This is a genomic window from Ignavigranum ruoffiae, assembly GCF_023195815.2.
GTDB classification, from domain to species: domain Bacteria; phylum Bacillota; class Bacilli; order Lactobacillales; family Aerococcaceae; genus Ignavigranum; species Ignavigranum ruoffiae.
This window is the reverse complement of record NZ_CP096206.2, coordinates 1,792,669-1,808,339: the sequence shown is the minus strand read 5'-3', so window position 1 is coordinate 1,808,339 and position 15,671 is coordinate 1,792,669. Positions and strand designations below refer to the sequence as shown.

The 15,671-nt window shown below is 40.3% G+C and carries 16 protein-coding genes and 1 other annotated feature; of the genes, 12 read left to right on the top strand and 4 right to left on the bottom strand.

Features of this window, described 5'->3' with window-relative positions:
- Window positions 1-39: 39 nt before the first annotated feature.
- From M0R79_RS08510 to M0R79_RS08465, 10 genes are all read left to right on the top strand, one after another.
- Window positions 40-867 (top strand): hypothetical protein, encoded by an 828-nt coding sequence (locus M0R79_RS08510; protein ID WP_248417065.1) that lies wholly within the window; start codon window positions 40-42, stop codon window positions 865-867.
- On the top strand, window positions 864-2,141 hold the full coding sequence (gene murA / locus M0R79_RS08505; RefSeq protein ID WP_248417066.1) for a UDP-N-acetylglucosamine 1-carboxyvinyltransferase: 1,278 nt from the start codon (window positions 864-866) through the stop codon (window positions 2,139-2,141). Before M0R79_RS08510 ends, murA begins: the two co-directional genes overlap by 4 nt.
- Window positions 2,134-3,402 carry a transcription termination factor Rho gene (rho, locus tag M0R79_RS08500; RefSeq protein WP_248417067.1) on the top strand — a complete coding sequence of 423 codons (1,269 nt, stop codon included), beginning with the start codon at window positions 2,134-2,136 and terminating at the stop codon, window positions 3,400-3,402. Before murA ends, rho begins: the two co-directional genes overlap by 8 nt.
- Window positions 3,403-3,442: 40 nt before the next feature.
- A complete protein-coding gene (locus M0R79_RS08495) occupies window positions 3,443-3,889 on the top strand; it encodes an aminoacyl-tRNA deacylase (RefSeq protein ID WP_248417068.1) in 447 nt (148 codons plus the stop codon).
- Window positions 3,890-3,963: 74 nt separating this feature from the next.
- Window positions 3,964-4,737, top strand: a complete 774-nt coding sequence (locus M0R79_RS08490; protein ID WP_248417069.1) for a nitroreductase family protein — start codon at window positions 3,964-3,966, stop codon at window positions 4,735-4,737.
- Window positions 4,738-4,851: 114 nt separating this feature from the next.
- The gene (locus M0R79_RS08485; protein WP_092572451.1) at window positions 4,852-5,112 is read left to right on the top strand and encodes a type B 50S ribosomal protein L31; all 261 of its coding nucleotides are present in this window, start codon (window positions 4,852-4,854) and stop codon (window positions 5,110-5,112) included.
- A gap of 150 nt (window positions 5,113-5,262) precedes the next feature.
- Window positions 5,263-5,649, top strand: a complete 387-nt coding sequence (locus tag M0R79_RS08480; protein WP_248417070.1) for a YSIRK-type signal peptide-containing protein — start codon at window positions 5,263-5,265, stop codon at window positions 5,647-5,649.
- 120 nt (window positions 5,650-5,769) lie between these two features.
- A complete protein-coding gene (locus M0R79_RS08475; protein ID WP_248417071.1) occupies window positions 5,770-8,016 on the top strand; it encodes a Cna B-type domain-containing protein in 2,247 nt (748 codons plus the stop codon).
- A gap of 309 nt (window positions 8,017-8,325) precedes the next feature.
- Window positions 8,326-8,982, top strand: a complete 657-nt coding sequence (gene phoU, locus M0R79_RS08470; protein ID WP_092572443.1) for a phosphate signaling complex protein PhoU — start codon at window positions 8,326-8,328, stop codon at window positions 8,980-8,982.
- A 46-nt stretch (window positions 8,983-9,028) separates the two neighbouring features.
- Window positions 9,029-9,670 (top strand): endonuclease III domain-containing protein, encoded by a 642-nt coding sequence (locus tag M0R79_RS08465; protein ID WP_248417072.1) that lies wholly within the window; start codon window positions 9,029-9,031, stop codon window positions 9,668-9,670.
- A 266-nt stretch (window positions 9,671-9,936) separates the two neighbouring features.
- Here the strand turns inward: M0R79_RS08465 and M0R79_RS08460 are convergent, their stop codons facing one another.
- The 3 genes from M0R79_RS08460 to M0R79_RS08450 all read right to left on the bottom strand — a co-directional run bounded on the left by M0R79_RS08460 (window position 9,937) and on the right by M0R79_RS08450 (window position 12,346).
- A complete protein-coding gene (locus M0R79_RS08460; protein WP_248417073.1) occupies window positions 9,937-10,830 on the bottom strand; it encodes an Rgg/GadR/MutR family transcriptional regulator in 894 nt (297 codons plus the stop codon).
- A 69-nt stretch (window positions 10,831-10,899) separates the two neighbouring features.
- Entirely contained in the window at window positions 10,900-11,838 is a 939-nt protein-coding gene (locus tag M0R79_RS08455; protein ID WP_248417074.1) for a magnesium transporter CorA family protein, read from the bottom strand.
- A gap of 109 nt (window positions 11,839-11,947) precedes the next feature.
- Window positions 11,948-12,346 carry a PaaI family thioesterase gene (locus M0R79_RS08450; protein ID WP_248417075.1) on the bottom strand — a complete coding sequence of 133 codons (399 nt, stop codon included), beginning with the start codon at window positions 12,344-12,346 and terminating at the stop codon, window positions 11,948-11,950.
- A gap of 395 nt (window positions 12,347-12,741) precedes the next feature.
- Window positions 12,742-13,000, top strand: a binding site (T-box leader).
- Between the two features lie 113 nt (window positions 13,001-13,113).
- Here M0R79_RS08450 and M0R79_RS08445 point away from each other — a divergent pair.
- Together M0R79_RS08445 and M0R79_RS08440 are read left to right on the top strand one after the other, a co-directional pair.
- Window positions 13,114-13,941, top strand: coding sequence for a MetQ/NlpA family ABC transporter substrate-binding protein (locus M0R79_RS08445; protein WP_248417076.1), 828 nt, complete (start codon window positions 13,114-13,116; stop codon window positions 13,939-13,941).
- A gap of 292 nt (window positions 13,942-14,233) precedes the next feature.
- Entirely contained in the window at window positions 14,234-15,007 is a 774-nt protein-coding gene (locus tag M0R79_RS08440; protein WP_248417077.1) for an alpha/beta hydrolase, read from the top strand.
- Here M0R79_RS08440 and M0R79_RS08435 read toward each other — a convergent pair.
- Window positions 14,984-15,628, bottom strand: coding sequence for an NUDIX hydrolase (locus M0R79_RS08435; protein WP_248417078.1), 645 nt, complete (start codon window positions 15,626-15,628; stop codon window positions 14,984-14,986). The two genes, M0R79_RS08440 and M0R79_RS08435, sit on opposite strands and share 24 nt — an antisense overlap.
- Window positions 15,629-15,671 lie beyond the last annotated feature (43 nt).

Sequence of the window (15,671 nt, the reverse complement as noted above, 5' to 3'; positions counted from 1 at the left end):
ATTAGCTTCTTAATGGGTAAAAAGTATGAGGTGAATTCATTGACACAAGCTATTGACCCTAAATACCAGCTCCTAGTGGATCATCTCTTGGAGCAGAAAGACTATCCCTCGCTCCAACGATTATTACCTTCTTTGACAGAAAATCCTGAAAAGCTTACTCCCTTCATTGAATTAGCTTGGGCTATATTGACCATTGACTTGGATCAAGTAGAACTTCTAGCTGCCAAGCTCAATTATCCTTTCCTCAACAAACCAAACCGTATCCAACGTAAGGTCTATTTTTATAGTCATTATTTGGAACTCCAGTATCAACGCCAAGAATTTGCTGATTATTTTCGCGCCTTAACACCAGTAATGGTTGATATTCTGCGTTTAATCATCGAACAAGATTTCATGCCTGATTTAAATCATTATTTAATTCCAGTTATCAAGAATACAAGTCAAGGGGTTCCGCTTTATCGCGGTTTACAATGGTTTGAACAGAAGGTTGAAGCGGATAATAATTACATCCATCAAACCTTTAAGAAACATTATGGCGATCACTTTAATTATGATTATTATGTCTCATCCAGTCATCTGCTCAAATTAATTGAAGATCATTCTTCCAATGCACTGATTAAAGAGAAAGTCGGTCAGATGCGACTTATTGAGAAATACTTACGTAACATCATTGCTCATGAAGTCGTCTGTGTGGATCGGGCCTGGGTCAAGCAACGGATGAATTTAGAGATTAGCCAAGTACATGAATTATATCAAGAACTCATTGCTTTAGCCGGTTTAGCCAATCAACAAATCTGGCAAATCTTTGACCAAATTAACCAAGACATTCAACAAACATTTATTGTAAATCAAGGAGTTAAGAAATGAAAAAATTAATTATTCATGGTGGTAGAAAATTAAGTGGTGAGATTGCGATTAATGGGGCTAAGAATTCAACCGTGGCCTTAATTCCTGCAGCAATCTTAGCCGATGCACCCGTCATTCTTGAAGGGGTTCCTGAAATTCAAGATGTTTATTCTTTAATTGAAATTCTTGAAGATTTTAATGTCACAACTTCTTTTGAGAACAATACATTGATGATTGATCCGTCAAATATGCAGTCAGTGCCGATGCCTCACGGTAAGATCCAAAGTCTAAGAGCCTCTTATTATTTCATGGGTGCCCTTCTGTCCAAGTTTGGCGAAGGCGTCATCGGACTACCAGGCGGCTGTTTCTTAGGTCCTCGGCCCATTGACCTGCATATTAAAGCTTTTCGCTCTTTAGGGGCTGAAGTGACCGATGACTTTGGTGTCATTACCTTAAGAACACCCAAAGGATTAACCGGCAATCGGATCTATATGGACGTGGTGTCAGTCGGCGCCACTATTAATGCGATTCTAGCTTCTGTCCGCGCTAGCGGGAAGACGGTAATTGAGAACGCAGCCCGAGAACCAGAAATCATTGATGTCGTGACCCTTTTAAATAAGATGGGAGCGAATATTCGTGGAGCGGGAACCTCGGTTATTCGAATTGTTGGCGTAGATCAATTGCATGGGGTCAATCATACCATCATTCCTGACCGGATTGAGGCCGGGACTTACATCTCAGCGGCAGTGGCACTTGCTGGTCCGCAAGGTGTAAGAATCAATAATGTAATCTATGAACATATCGAATCTTACGTCGCCAAACTGGATGAAATGGGTGCCAAGATGGAGATTGGTGAAGATTACGTTCATGTGTATCCAGCCGAGGATCTAAAGATGGTCTCGATTAAGACTCAACCCTATCCCGGTTTTGCAACTGACTTACAACAACCGATGACTCCACTTCTCTTGACTGCCCAAGGCGAGGGAACCATTATGGATACCATCTACCCGCAACGGGTCAACCATATTCCCGAACTCAATCGGATGGGTGCCAATATTAAAGTCGATGGCAGTATCATTCGGATTGAAGGGCCTTGTAAACTGTCCGGCGCCCCGGTCCGGGCCAGTGACCTGCGGGCCGGCGCTTGTTTAGTGATTGCCGGCTTGATTGCCCAAGGCAAGACTGTGGTAACCGGAGTAGAGAATATTCTACGTGGCTATACCAATATTGTTGGTAAGTTTAGCCAATTAGGTGCGGTTATCGAATTGGTTGAGGATGATACAGCCGATGAATGATTTTTCATTAGAGGTCTTAATCAATAAAGAAGTCAAAGAACTCTACGCTTATGCGCGTGAATTGGAGATACCCAACTTTTCGTCGTTAAGTAAGAAAGAATTAGCCTTAGCTGTGATGCGCACCCAAGAAGAAAAGCAGGGTTTCTTCAAAGTTGAAGGCGTGTTGGATATTCCCGAGGCAGGGGGTTATGGCTTTCTACGGCCCATTAATTATTCACCTAGTCAAGAAGATATCTATATCTCTCAATCTCAGATCAGTCGTTTTGACCTTAGAGATGGGGATAAGATTGCTGGACCAGCTCGACCACCTAAGGCCTCAGAACGCTACTACAGTTTGATGCAGATTACTACCGTCAATGGGATGAAGCCCGAGTTGGCCAAAGAGCGTGACCATTTCCCGTCTCTAACCCCTTTATATCCTAATCAACAGATTAGCTTAGAAACAGATCGTGATCATATCGCCTCACGAATGATCGATATCGTTGCCCCGATTGGCTTTGGCCAAAGAGGTTTGATTGTCTCTCCTCCGAAAGCGGGAAAGACGACGATCTTAAAAGAGTTAGCCAAAGGCATCGCTCAGAATCATCCGCAAACCGAATTGATTATTCTATTGATCGATGAACGGCCAGAAGAAGTGACTGATATTGAACGGAGTGTCAAAGGCGATGTGGTTTATTCAACCTTTGATCAACGACCAGAAAATCATGTCCGTATTGCCGAATTAGTGATGCAAAGAGCCATGCGCCTGGTTGAAGCTAAGAAAGATGTGGTCGTACTACTTGATTCGATTACCCGGTTAGCGCGTGCCTATAATTTAGTAGTCAAACCTTCCGGGCGTACCTTAAGTGGTGGACTTGATCCGGCTGCCTTTTATTTTCCTAAACGTTTCTTTGGTGCCGCACGAAATATTGAAGAAGGGGGCTCACTGACCATTCTAGCCACTGCCTTGGTGGATACCGGTAGTCGGATGGATGAATTAATTTATGAAGAGTTCAAGGGCACTGGCAATATGGAACTGCATCTTTCTCGTCAATTAGCTGAACGGCGAATCTTCCCAGCCATTGATATTAAGCGCTCAGGAACTCGGAAAGAAGAGCTACTAATTCCAGCCGATCAATTAGATCAAATTTGGCGCTTGCGTAAGATGATGGGGTCAGCCAGTCTTCAATATACCGATCAATTTATTCAGCTCATGGAGCACAGCGAAGATAACTCAGCTTTCTTTGATCAGTTAGCCAAGATGAATATTAAAGAAGTCTAACCGATTCTTTGGGATCGGTTTTTGCGATTGGAGGGATAAGATGGCTAAACATAAGAAGACCAACGTACTGCGAATATTAGACCAACAAAAGATTCCCTATATAGCTCGGCCTTGGGATGAGTTACCCGACCAACATGCCCCCATGTATAAAACCCTAGTAACGGTGGGCAAGAGTCAAGAACACTATGTGTTTATTGTTCCTACCGAGGCGGAACTGGACTTGAAGAAAGCAGCCGAAGCCGTAGATGAGAAAAATATACACATGATTAAAGAAAAAGAATTACTACCACTCACCGGCTATGTTCATGGGGGATGTTCTCCCTTAGCCATGAAGAAGACTTTCCGTACGATTATCGATCAATCGGCGGGTGATTTTGCCCATATTTTAGTCAGTGCAGGTCAGGTGGGGCTTTCTGTCGAAGTTAATCCAGAGCAGATTATGGCGGTCATTGACGGCGAATTCGCAGATATTAAAACAGAAGCCTAAATGTATAACAAAAAAATCGTTTAATTAGAATAGAACTTAGCATGCTGTGTGAATGAACGAAGGAGGAATTGCCTATGAATCCAACCCTTGAACATCAACTCAACCATCGGACCATTCGATTCTTTGAAGATCGGCCTGTGCCAGCAAATATTCGCCAAGAAATATATCAAGTCATTAATCGAACTGCAACAAGTGTGGGCTTGCAAGCTTTCTCAGTAATCCGCATAACTGATTCAGACATTAAAGCCCAGATTGCTCAACTTGCCAGCCAAGATTATATCCGAAGAATGCCAGAATTAATGATATTTATTGTCGATTGCTATCGCAATGATCAAGTGGCTCGTGATCTAGACCACCCAGATCCTAAGGCCGCCAATATGGACCGCTTCTTTCAAGGCGTGGCCGATAGTTATTTAGCAGCGCAAAATGCGATGAATGCGATTGAATCAATGGGTCTAGGGGGAGCCTTCCTCGGGTCCATCCTTGACAATCCACAAGCGTTAGTTGATTTGCTACAACTACCTCCGCTGACTTTCCCATTACTGGGTCTAGGTTTTGGTTATCCTGATGATCAACCTGAGTTGAAACCTCGGATGCCTTTCTCGTTAAAACTTGGTGAGAATACTTACCCTTATCAGGAAGATTACCTCTTAGCCCTAGCAGATTATGATCAAGAGATGACCCATTATTATGATACGCGCTTTAAGAATCGACGCTCTGATAGTTTCACGAATCAGGTGGTCAAGCAAATTGAGCGTAACAAACCCTTACGGGCACGCTTATTGCAAGTAGTGGAAAGCCAAGGATTTGATTTGGGGTTAGACAAAGCAAATAATCCAGAGAATTAATTCAGAAAGTCTTTGCATTTGCTAGGTAAACATGCTATTATTCTTTTGTTGCACTCGCTGCATTGAATTAACTGTAGATTAGCAAATAATTTACGGCAGAAAGGAAGTTATAATATGAAACAAGGAATTCATCCAGAATACCGGACTGTTGTATTCCGTGATACGACAACAGGTTACCAATTCTTGTCTGGCTCAACTAAAACTTCTAGCGAAACAGTAGAATGGGAAGATGGCAATACTTATCCATTGATTCGTGTTGAAATCTCAGCCGACTCTCATCCATTTTATACTGGACGTCAAAAGTTTACCCAAGCCGACGGTCGTGTGGATCGTTTCAACAAGAAATACGGTTTTACCGACAAGAACGCCAAATAATCGAATCCATAAGATTTTTAACACTTTCTACCAATCAAGGTAGGAAGTGTTTTTTTGTAAACTTTATCTTGTAAATATAGAATCATTCTGATAAAATATTTTTAGGGAAGTTATGAAAGCGCATTTATAGAAAAGAAAGGGGATTATTCTATGTTTAATTTTGACAAAAAGAGGGTCTATTCTCTGAGGAAGACAAGCTTAGGTTTGATCAGTTTGGCAGTAGGTTTACTTTTGTTCTCACCTAAGCAAGTGGCGGCCTTTAGTGATATTGTTGATGTCAGTAATGAGGCTGAGTTCATTGAAGCCTTTCAAATGAAAGAAGATACGACGTTAAACCGTGAAGTCGTCGCTGAACCAGACACTCACGTTGAAATAGGCGTAACCGATGAAATGGCCGAAGCAGCTGATCAATCGGTAGAAACGGTGAGCGAGGACGCTCAAGTCAGTGAAAGATCGATGGTTGGAGATGAGGCCCAGGACACTACTGAGAAGTCAAATCCACAGGGTATTGATTTTACAACAAAAGAATACAGCTAACAAAAGACTGAAGAGATTCAAGCACCAGAGCAAAAGAAACAGTTTGAGAATTATCGAACGATACGTTTACTCAAAGATATTGTTTTAAATTCGCCGATTGCTTTAGAAGCGCATAATTTTGTGAAGTTAATTCCTTACCTGAATGACAATCAGACCTCTGTTCGGATTACTTCGAATATATTTAATGATGACGCTTATAGCTTAGGAGAATCTTTAATCACGGTGAATAAGGACAGTAAGCTTGTGATTGAAGGGAAAGACAATCAAAATCTAATCTTTGATGGGGGCTATCAAACAGATAAGGAAACAACTGAGACTAATGTGACTCGTAAAGGACAGTTGTTAACAATTTATGGTGATGCGGAAATTAACGGAGCCACTTTTACCAATACTTACAACAAAGGGATGTCAACTGCACCGATTTATGTTGAAGGTGGCAATTTAATCGTTCATAATGTCTTAATTCAGAATAATATTAATTCTCATCAGCCAACCATAGCCAATAATCAAGAAACTTACCGGAAAAATTGGGATAAATCTGGTGCAAAAAGTGCTGGGATTGCCGTTACCGGACAAGGTTATGTTACTATGAATGACGGAATGATTACTAATAACCAACATCAAACGGGGGCGTATGGCTCAGGGGCCGTTGCTATAAATCAAGGAACATTTATTTTGAATGGTGGAAGCATCAGCCAGAATGAAGCAGAACAAGCTGGCGGTGTGGCAGTAAACTACCGAGGACAATTTGTGATGAACGGCGGTTCGATTGAAGGGAACCGAGCCCGGAGTGCTGGGGGCGGAATTTTCGCTTATATGGGTTCCAAGATGCAGATGAACGGCGGGAAAATTCATAACAATCGCGCCGGTAATTTGGGTGGTGGAATTGCAATCTATGATGAATTTTCTGAAGGAACGAGTGGTACCCGTCAACTTTCTGAGCTTGCTAGAAAGAATGGCTTCAGTTGGGAGGATCACGCTCGTTGGCGCCAATTATTTGATGCAAAGTTTGAAATGAACAATGGTGAAATTACCGAAAATTTTGCTCAAAATGGTGGTGGTGGTATTTATGTAGCTTCCTCTGGCGTGCAAATAAATGCTGGAAACATTAGTCATAATAGCAGTAAGACATACGGTGGTGGCATTTATGTTTCTTCAGTTCCTTATGTACTTCACTTGAAGAATGTGTATTTTGAGAATAATCGAGCGATTCCTCAAGGTGGAACATTTATTCTTACGAATGAAATGCTAGAAGGTCATGGTGGGGCAATTTGGTTCTGCCCAACCGGTGAATCTCAGATTTTTGAATCCAACGGCGCTTCATTTAATGAAAATATGGGCGAATTTAGTGGTGACGACTTTACCTTGACTCGCGGAGGAGAATATCGATTAGTTTCCTATTTTGGTCAGCGTTTATTAGGTGGGGGTAAAGTCACTTGGTACGTAGATGGTCATCCCACTGACAAATCGATTGCCCGCTACTTAGCTGATAATGGTCAGGTCTATGATGATAAAGTGCCTGAGAATCTAAGTGATCCGATCAGTTTGAAAGCAGTAGCTAATCAAACAGCGTCCTTAGATTTAGCTAAGAAATTATCTAAAGTTACCATGATTGGCAACCTGTCTTCCCGTGGTGGTGCTATAGGTTCCAATGGTAGTGTCATTATTGGTGATAAAGATAAAACCTTTAACCTAAAAGTCGATAAAAAATGGGCGGAAGTTTTACAAGATCAAGTCAAAGATGTGGACTTAATCATCGATCTATATAATATGACGGATCCTGACCATCCAGTTCTGATAGATACCATAATATTAAATCAGGCAAATGATTTTTCAGCTTATTTTGAAGACTTACCGCTAGAAGCAGGAAATCAAAAGATAAATTACCAATTGCGCGAACGCAATCATCAAGACTATCAGACTAGTTATGACTTTAAGAATATTGAGACTAATACTTCAGGAGTTTATGAAATTGATCAACAGCAGGATGCCCATTTAGAAATTTATAATGAGCCAAAACCTGATGAGCCGATACCAGAAGATCCAACGCCAGAGAATCCAATACCAGAAGATCCGACACCAGAAGATCCAACGCCAGAGAATCCGATGCCAGAAGATCCAACACCGGAAGATCCAACACCAGAAGATCCAACGCCGGAAGATCCAATGCCTGAGAAACCATTTGAGCCCGATCTACCAGAAATTCCTGAAACCGAAGAGCCGATTAAAGTGGAACAAATGCAGGTGCTTGGTCAACTTCCTGAAACGGGTGAGCAAGACTCAACAATTTGGCTAGGAGTAGCGGGCTTATCTATCCTTGCCGGGACTGCCATTTTAATTATAAATAAAGAGGATGAATTCATATAATCAAACAGATTGTTCTATTGTCTCAGTAGTCTAATGTTGTCACCCATGTTTTAATAAATTATAGAACGATTTTTAGCCAGTTTGGGTTATTCGACCCTGAACTGGCTTCTTTGATTTTATCTTCTTTAATAAATGCTTTGTCAAACCGATTGTCAAAGATTGTTTTTTTTAAACTTTGGGTGTCTCCAAAGAGAGGACAATGAAGTAAATTAGCAGAAATTTAGGTCTTTTAGATTGAAAGGGTTTACATTTCGGCGAATTTTTAGTAAAGTATAGTTTATTATAATAAGTTAAAGGAAGGTGAAGAAGATGAGAACATACTATGATGATATCTTAAGTCAGTATACAGCCAAGTTAAGTCGGATGGGGGTGCTAGTGAGTCAATCTCTGGGTAAGGCAATGAATGCTTTTCAAGATAAGCAAGTTGAGCTTGCCCATGAGATTATTGCCATGGACAGTCAAATTAATCAACAACATCAGGCGATTGAACAAGAAGCATTTAGTATCATTGCTCTTCAACAACCTGTGGCCGATGACCTACGTTTGATTATTGCGGTTATGCAAGCGAGCAATGATTTAGAACGGATTGCTGATCATGCGACCAATATTGCTCAAGGAGTCATTCGTTTGGAAGGTAATTTCCAAACCATTCCTGAACTAGATGGAATGATTTCTCAGTTATTTACCATTGTTGAAGCTATGATTACCGGGGCGATTGATGCCTTCATTATTGATGATGAAGACTTAGCTCGGCAAATTGCCCAGCGCGATGATGAGGTCGATGCCTGTCTCGCTGAAATTCATGAGCATACCATCCAATATATGAAATCTGATCGTCAGCTGGTGCGTAGTGGGGCAGACTATCTCTACATTGCCAACAGTTTAGAAAGAATTGGCGATTATATGACCAATATCTGTGAACGTGTTTTATTTAAAGCTTCAAGTTCTCAAGAGAGTCTAAATTAATCGCTAGGTAAACAGTCTAACGACATTGAGCTCGAATGGATTGGAGGTGGATGGCATCGCATCAGATCAAGAAATTATACGAATCCTAAACCGCCTAGTTAGCTTCTACGGCCAACAAGATTGGTGGGAAGATCCTAACCGAATTGCGGATTGGGTTGCCATGATTCTGATTCAACAAACCAATCAGACCAATGCCGAATTAGCCTTGGCCAATCTTAAGGACAAATTAAGTCTTGAAGCTCTGTTGGCGATTGATTTGACTGAACTGGAACAGCTGGTTTATCCGGCAGGATTTTACCGGCAGAAGGCGAGATATATTAAAGCCTTGATGCAATGGTTTGCTGACCAAGGTGGCGAGATTGCTAAATTTACCCAAGTGCCGACAGCAGACTTGCGTCAAGAATTATTAAAGATTAAAGGGGTCGGCCAAGAGACAGCAGATGTGATGCTCTTATATATTTTTGAGCGGAATGTCTTTATTTGTGACCAATATGCGATGCGTTTGTTCCGCCGGCTCGGCTTGGGCGATTATCGAACTTATAGTCAGATGCGCTTCGCAGTAAATCATTTAGTTGAAGGCATTCCTCATAAATTGTGTAAGGAATGGCATGCTTGTATCGATGTCCATGGCAAGCATTTCCGTCGCCACAAAGATATGGACGAATCTTGGCTCTTTCCAGAAAATTAAATACAGACCAAATAAACTCCCTATGAACAGTAGGCACGACCGCCGACTTGTCCATAGGGAGTTTTTCGATTTAGTCTTCTGGGAAGAAAAGGTCCAAATAGTATTTAAGCTGTTTTAAAATAAATTGACAAGCCGGAATGATACAAATATTAAATAATAAAATTGCAGCTATCATATCATCAATTAAATAATATAGTCCGATAGTAATTAGACAGGAAATAACAATAGACAAAATGATTATTTTCTTTTTCGATGACAATAAAGATTTAATGAAGTGAACAATCTGGAATTTCATGTTCATGCTCCTTTGGTATTAATATTTCTAGTTTGTTTAATAAATTGGTAAACATTTTTAAATAAAGTTGCATATTGAGCATTTTCATAATTTCAAGATTATTTCTTGCAGTTTTGAACGAATAATCACGATTTAAGAGATCAGTTTGAAGTCTATTGAAAAAATTTATGACAATCTTTTCAAAAACCATTTCTTCAGTAATTGAAATATTGTTTAAAAAATCAATATAATAGCTAGCTTTTTTAATGTCTTTAAGTTGTAGATAAAAAATAATCACATTGGCGATTAACCGAACATTTTCATTTGAATTTTCATCTAAATGATGATACCAATTTAATTTCTGAATGACTCTGGGTAAGAGGATATCGAGAGTTTCTTTATCAAAATAGTGCAGTGAATTATTAAAAAAAGAGATCTCATAATGGCCCCAAGATTCAATATTGAATAAATATTTGTATAGACGGTTATCCTTAATAATGATTGCTTTGTCTTGCAGACGGGCAATCAGAATTTCAATCAAAGCTTCAATGTGTTGAAATACGATGTCATTTGTTGAGCGAAAATAGTTTTGACATTTTATTTTCAGAGCGTGTAATTGTTGGCAATTTTCTCGCATGTAACTTTTTTGAAGCTGAAGCATTAATTTTCGTTCCGGTTTGAATTCATCACCATAGCAATAAAATTGTAACTCTTCTAAAGAAATTTTTAACTTTCTAAGCAAGTAAACAAACATCTCACTAGAAATATCATTTTCCCCATTGACATATCGATAATAAGTTGATTTAGATAATTTATCTCCAACAATTTGATGAACACTTAACCCCTTCATCTTTCGAATTGAATTGATACCTTCATATAATTCCATACTATACTCCTAGCTTTGAAAAAATATAATATTCCCAGAATTGGGAAAAATGTTTAATTTCTGCAAAATTTATTTCGTAAAATCCTTATGTTTGAGGTATAAAGCGAAGAGGAAGGTTAATAGGGCACCGAAGATGACCACGAGATAAAAGCCTGTCTGGCTTCCTTCACCGGGTACTTGTGAGTTCATTCCCCAAATGCCTGAGACTAAGGTAGGTACGGATAAGATTAAGGCGGCAGAGTTCAAGAATTTCATTAATAAATTCAAGCGATGGCTCATCATATCGGAGAAGAGGCCACCAATTGTGGTCAACAAATCACGGTAGATATTTATCAATTTCTCAGCATGACGCTGGGCCAGTTTAACATCATAAATTAAGGCCGGATTATTGACCTGTTGAATAATATCTGTATCTTGCCATAAAGTTTGAACAGCGGTGGCCTGGTCTTTCAGCGTATGATCGAGGAAAACGAGCTCACGTTCAGTATCGGCTAATAAGAAGAGTTCATCAGCAGACATGGTTTGGCGGGCATCACGATCCAATTTATCGATGGTTCCCTTCATCAGATCAAGTTCACGAATGTACTGGCGGTAAATGCACAAAACAGCATAGACAATAAAAACAGGAATAGAATTAATCTTTTGTGCATAGTTAGATAAGAGATTCTGGAAAATTGTCGTTTGATGATAAGAACAAGTAATGACCAGGTTCTCGGAGAAGATAAAGGATAGAGGCTGTAATTGTTGTTCCATCGGGAGAGCACTGTGAGGATCTAGACTAAACACCACAAATTCATAGAGGCTTTCGGCCCGATCGTCAGGAATCTTCTCTAGGCGAGCAACAATATCCGGCCGATCCGTAGCGATAAAGATATCTTGAGGTAAATTAAAGCGTTCGATCACGGCTTGAACCTCCTCAGAAGTAGGCTGTTCAAGATGGATCCAATTACTGTCGGAAACTTCGCGCTCTTGGATTGTATTCTTATCGATGGAATAATATGAAATCATCGTTTTACTCCTTTATTCTTCAAGTGATTACTTTGATTATTCAGTTTTACTAATGGCTTGTCAACGAAATACATTCAAAACAAAAAGAAGCCTAACATTTGGCTTCTGATTAACTCTTATAAAAGGTAAATTGACCACTGAGCAGAACCTTGTCTTCTTGGTTACGGATGACAAGGTCAACCACGGAAATTGTTCGTCCATCTTTAATAATTTCTGATTCGGCAATAATCTCATCGGTAATTAACCCTGGGGCCGTATAATTAACACTCGCAGTCACAGTTGAGATTTGTTTGTCCACATACATCAGCGTAGCGCCGGCCACTGTATCGGCCAAACTAAACATAGCGCCTCCGTGAATAATTCCGTAAGGATTGAGATGGAAATCTTCCGCGCGCATAATTCCGCGAGCTTTGCCTGCTCCAACTTGAGTGACTTCAATATTGTTATGTATTTGGAAATTACTTAGACTATTTAATTTGCTCAAGCGCTCTTCGATATTATGAATCAAGCTAAAATCCTCCATTTTATCATAATTTTATAATTTAACGTAAAAATCATAGCATATCCAATTGAGTCTTTCAAAGTTTATACTCACTGGCTCTAATCTGATGCAAATTTGAAATGAATTTCTATAAAGCAGGTATTAAATGGAAAGAATAGAAAATGAACCCTATATTAATAGTGAAGCCCCTAAAATTATTGTCCTGAAGGATACTCTTTGCCTGAGTAAGAACGACGATATGTCTGTCATGGTGGTTGTCTAGAGACCTCCCTCTTGCGCATAACAAAAGATATTCTGCTTGTAAGACCCGGATTTCTATTCACCTGAAAGAAGATTAATTATTTATGAGGATTTCCTTGACAAATTCTCATTGACTCGATACAATGGCATTAATTTAATTGAGAAACACTTTGAGATGGAAAGTAGTCAGGGCGACTTTAGTAGAGAGTCTACATTTGGTGAAAGTAGATAAAGTTTAAGTGATGAAAATGGCCATTGAGTGGTCCTTATGAATGCTAGGCAATAATAAGGAACGGAGGCTCCCGTTAGCAAAGCTGAAGTATAATAGATTGAAGTCTACGTACTTGCAGAGGTTAAGTCAGTGATGGCTTAGCGAATTAAGGTGGTACCACGAAAGTTATTGACACTCTCGTCCTTTAGCGGATGAGAGTTTTTTTGTGTTTTGATAAGGGGGAAAGTCATCAGAGTTTACTTAGTTTGAGCTAGCTTTGTCGGGATGAAGATGCAAATAATATAGAAAGAAGGATAAAATAATGAAGAAAATTGTTAAAGTGTTTGCGGCTGTATTGGTATTGTTGGCGACTGTGTTTCAGTTAGATCAAGTTGCCTTGGCTGCGGGCGAATTTGAAGGAGAGCAAGCTAAAGTTGGGGTCGTTTCTGATAATGAATTGGCTGTCTGGGAATTTGTGGCTGACAAGGCCAAAGAAGAAGGCATTGATTTGGAGATTGTTCAATTTACGGATTATGTCCAACCTAACGAGGCCTTAGCCAATGGTTCACTTGATTTGAATGCTTTCCAGCATACAGCTTTCCTAAATGATTGGAATAAAGCCAACGATGGTGAGTTGGAACCGATTGGCCTTACCTATGTGTCACCGATGGGTGCCTATTCACAAAAGATTAAGAAATTAGAAGAACTGCCTGAAGGAGCCAAGATTGCGATTCCTAACGATCCAACCAATGGGGGTCGGGCACTCTTGTTATTGCAATCAGCAGGTTTAATTAAAGTCGACGAAGCTGCCGGAGTCTTAGCGACGGTCGATGATGTGACTGAAAATCCGAAGAATTTAGAGTTCGAAGAATTGGATGCAGCTCAAGTTGCCATTTCGCTGGCTGATGTGGATTTAGCGGTAATTAATACCAATTTTGCCATTGACAATGATTTATCGTTGAAAGATGCTTTATTTGTCGACTCTGATAATCCGGCCGAATTAAATGAAGAATATAAGAATACCATTACAGTACGTGGTGAAGACAAAGATAATAAGTTGTATCAACATATTGTTGAGCTCTATCAAAGTAAAGATGTCGCTGATAAAATTGTAGAAACTTCGAACGAAGCCGATGTGGCTGCTTGGTAAGTAACTAGAAAAATGTTTTGCCATTTAGCAATGGCTTGAGCTACGGCAAACGATTCAACTTACAAACATTGTACCAGTTCCTCTAGACTAGAACTCACCATTTTTAAATCGACCCCCTATCGTTGGACCAAAGAATCCAACGATAGGGGGTCAATACACGCTTGGGATCGGTAATTTTTTGTATGTTTGGCCGATTTGGCTTTTGTTGCTTAGGCGAGCCGGGGGCAATCGAGAGTCACTGGCTAAGCATTTTCCCTTTGGATTCGTTATAATGAGCTAAAGGAGTGATCGAATGACCTTAGCAAGATTAACTTTCTACAGTGATGTTCTACGAAGAGACACCCATGTCAATGTGATTTATCCCCAAGTCAATGAGCGAACACCTGACGAATTAAAAGATCAGATTAAACCGCCTTATCCCGTCCTCTATCTACTTCATGGTTTATCGGGCAATGAGGATTCTTTTATTCGTTTCACTTCCCTCGAACGCTATGCCCGCGATTTGCCTTTGGTGATTGTGATGCCAACTACGGACCGCTTATTTTATGTCAATAATGAAGCCGGGTACAACTATGGCGATTATATTACCCAAGAATTGCCAGCTTTAATGGCCGATACCTTTAATATTAAACAAGATCGCGAATCGACCTTTATTGCTGGAGCTTCAATGGGAGGCTACGGTGCTTTAAATGCCGCCTTTAAATATCCAGAGAAATATGGTTATGTCGCTGGACTCTCCAGTCTGATTGATATTCAAGCCCGCTATCAAATGGGACCAGATCCCCATTCGCCGGCCGACTTTCATTTATTGTTTGGCCAGAAATCACCTGCGGGAACCGATAAGGATATAACTTATTTGATTGACCAAGCCATTCAAAAAGGCCAAAAACTTCCCCAAGTTTGGCTAGCATGTGGTCTTCAAGATGAGCTGATTAGCCAGAATCGTGGATTCAAACACCAATATCAAGACCAACTCACTCTTCAACTTATTGAAGCCGAAGGGGGCCATGACTGGTTCTTCTGGGATCAATATGTGCAAGAATTATTGACTTGGCTTCCCCTTTAGTAAATCTTGTTGTTCTAATAAGATTTGAGCAAAGCGATGGGTCAAATTGGCTGTGACTCCCCATAGCTGTTCTTCAGGCTCCAGGCCTAGATTATAGAAAGGTACTTGGGAAGCGTTACGGTGAAATTTATAATCCTTACCTCGGTGGATTCGTTCGAAAGGGAAATCCTTGCTCATCCGTTCTTCAATATTAATATTGTAATAGATTGGTTCGTTGGCTAAAATAAAGTCCAAGGGAACGGTAAAGAGATGATCGACTTCATCATTGGCTTCAAACTCTTCCGGATTAAAGTGCAGAATTTCACCGACAAAACAATAGATAATAGCCCAGTCCCGCACGATGTAATCAATGGCGCCAAAGATATTAATTTGGTCGGCATTGACATGAAGTTCTTCCATGGTTTCCCGACGGGCGGCATCAATGGGGCGCTCACCGGCTTCAATCCGTCCACCGGGAAAGGAAGTATCTCCCGGTTGAGAAATAGATTGGCCCCGCACCTCGTATAGGATATGAGTTGCATCTTGAAGATTAATTAAAGGAAGTAGAACCGCATATTCATGTTGCTGGCCCAAGGGCCTAGCTGGATATGCTTTAATAATTTGTTCATTTTTTGAAATCATAGCCGCCCTTCTTTCTAGTAGACTTGACTCTATTATAACGATT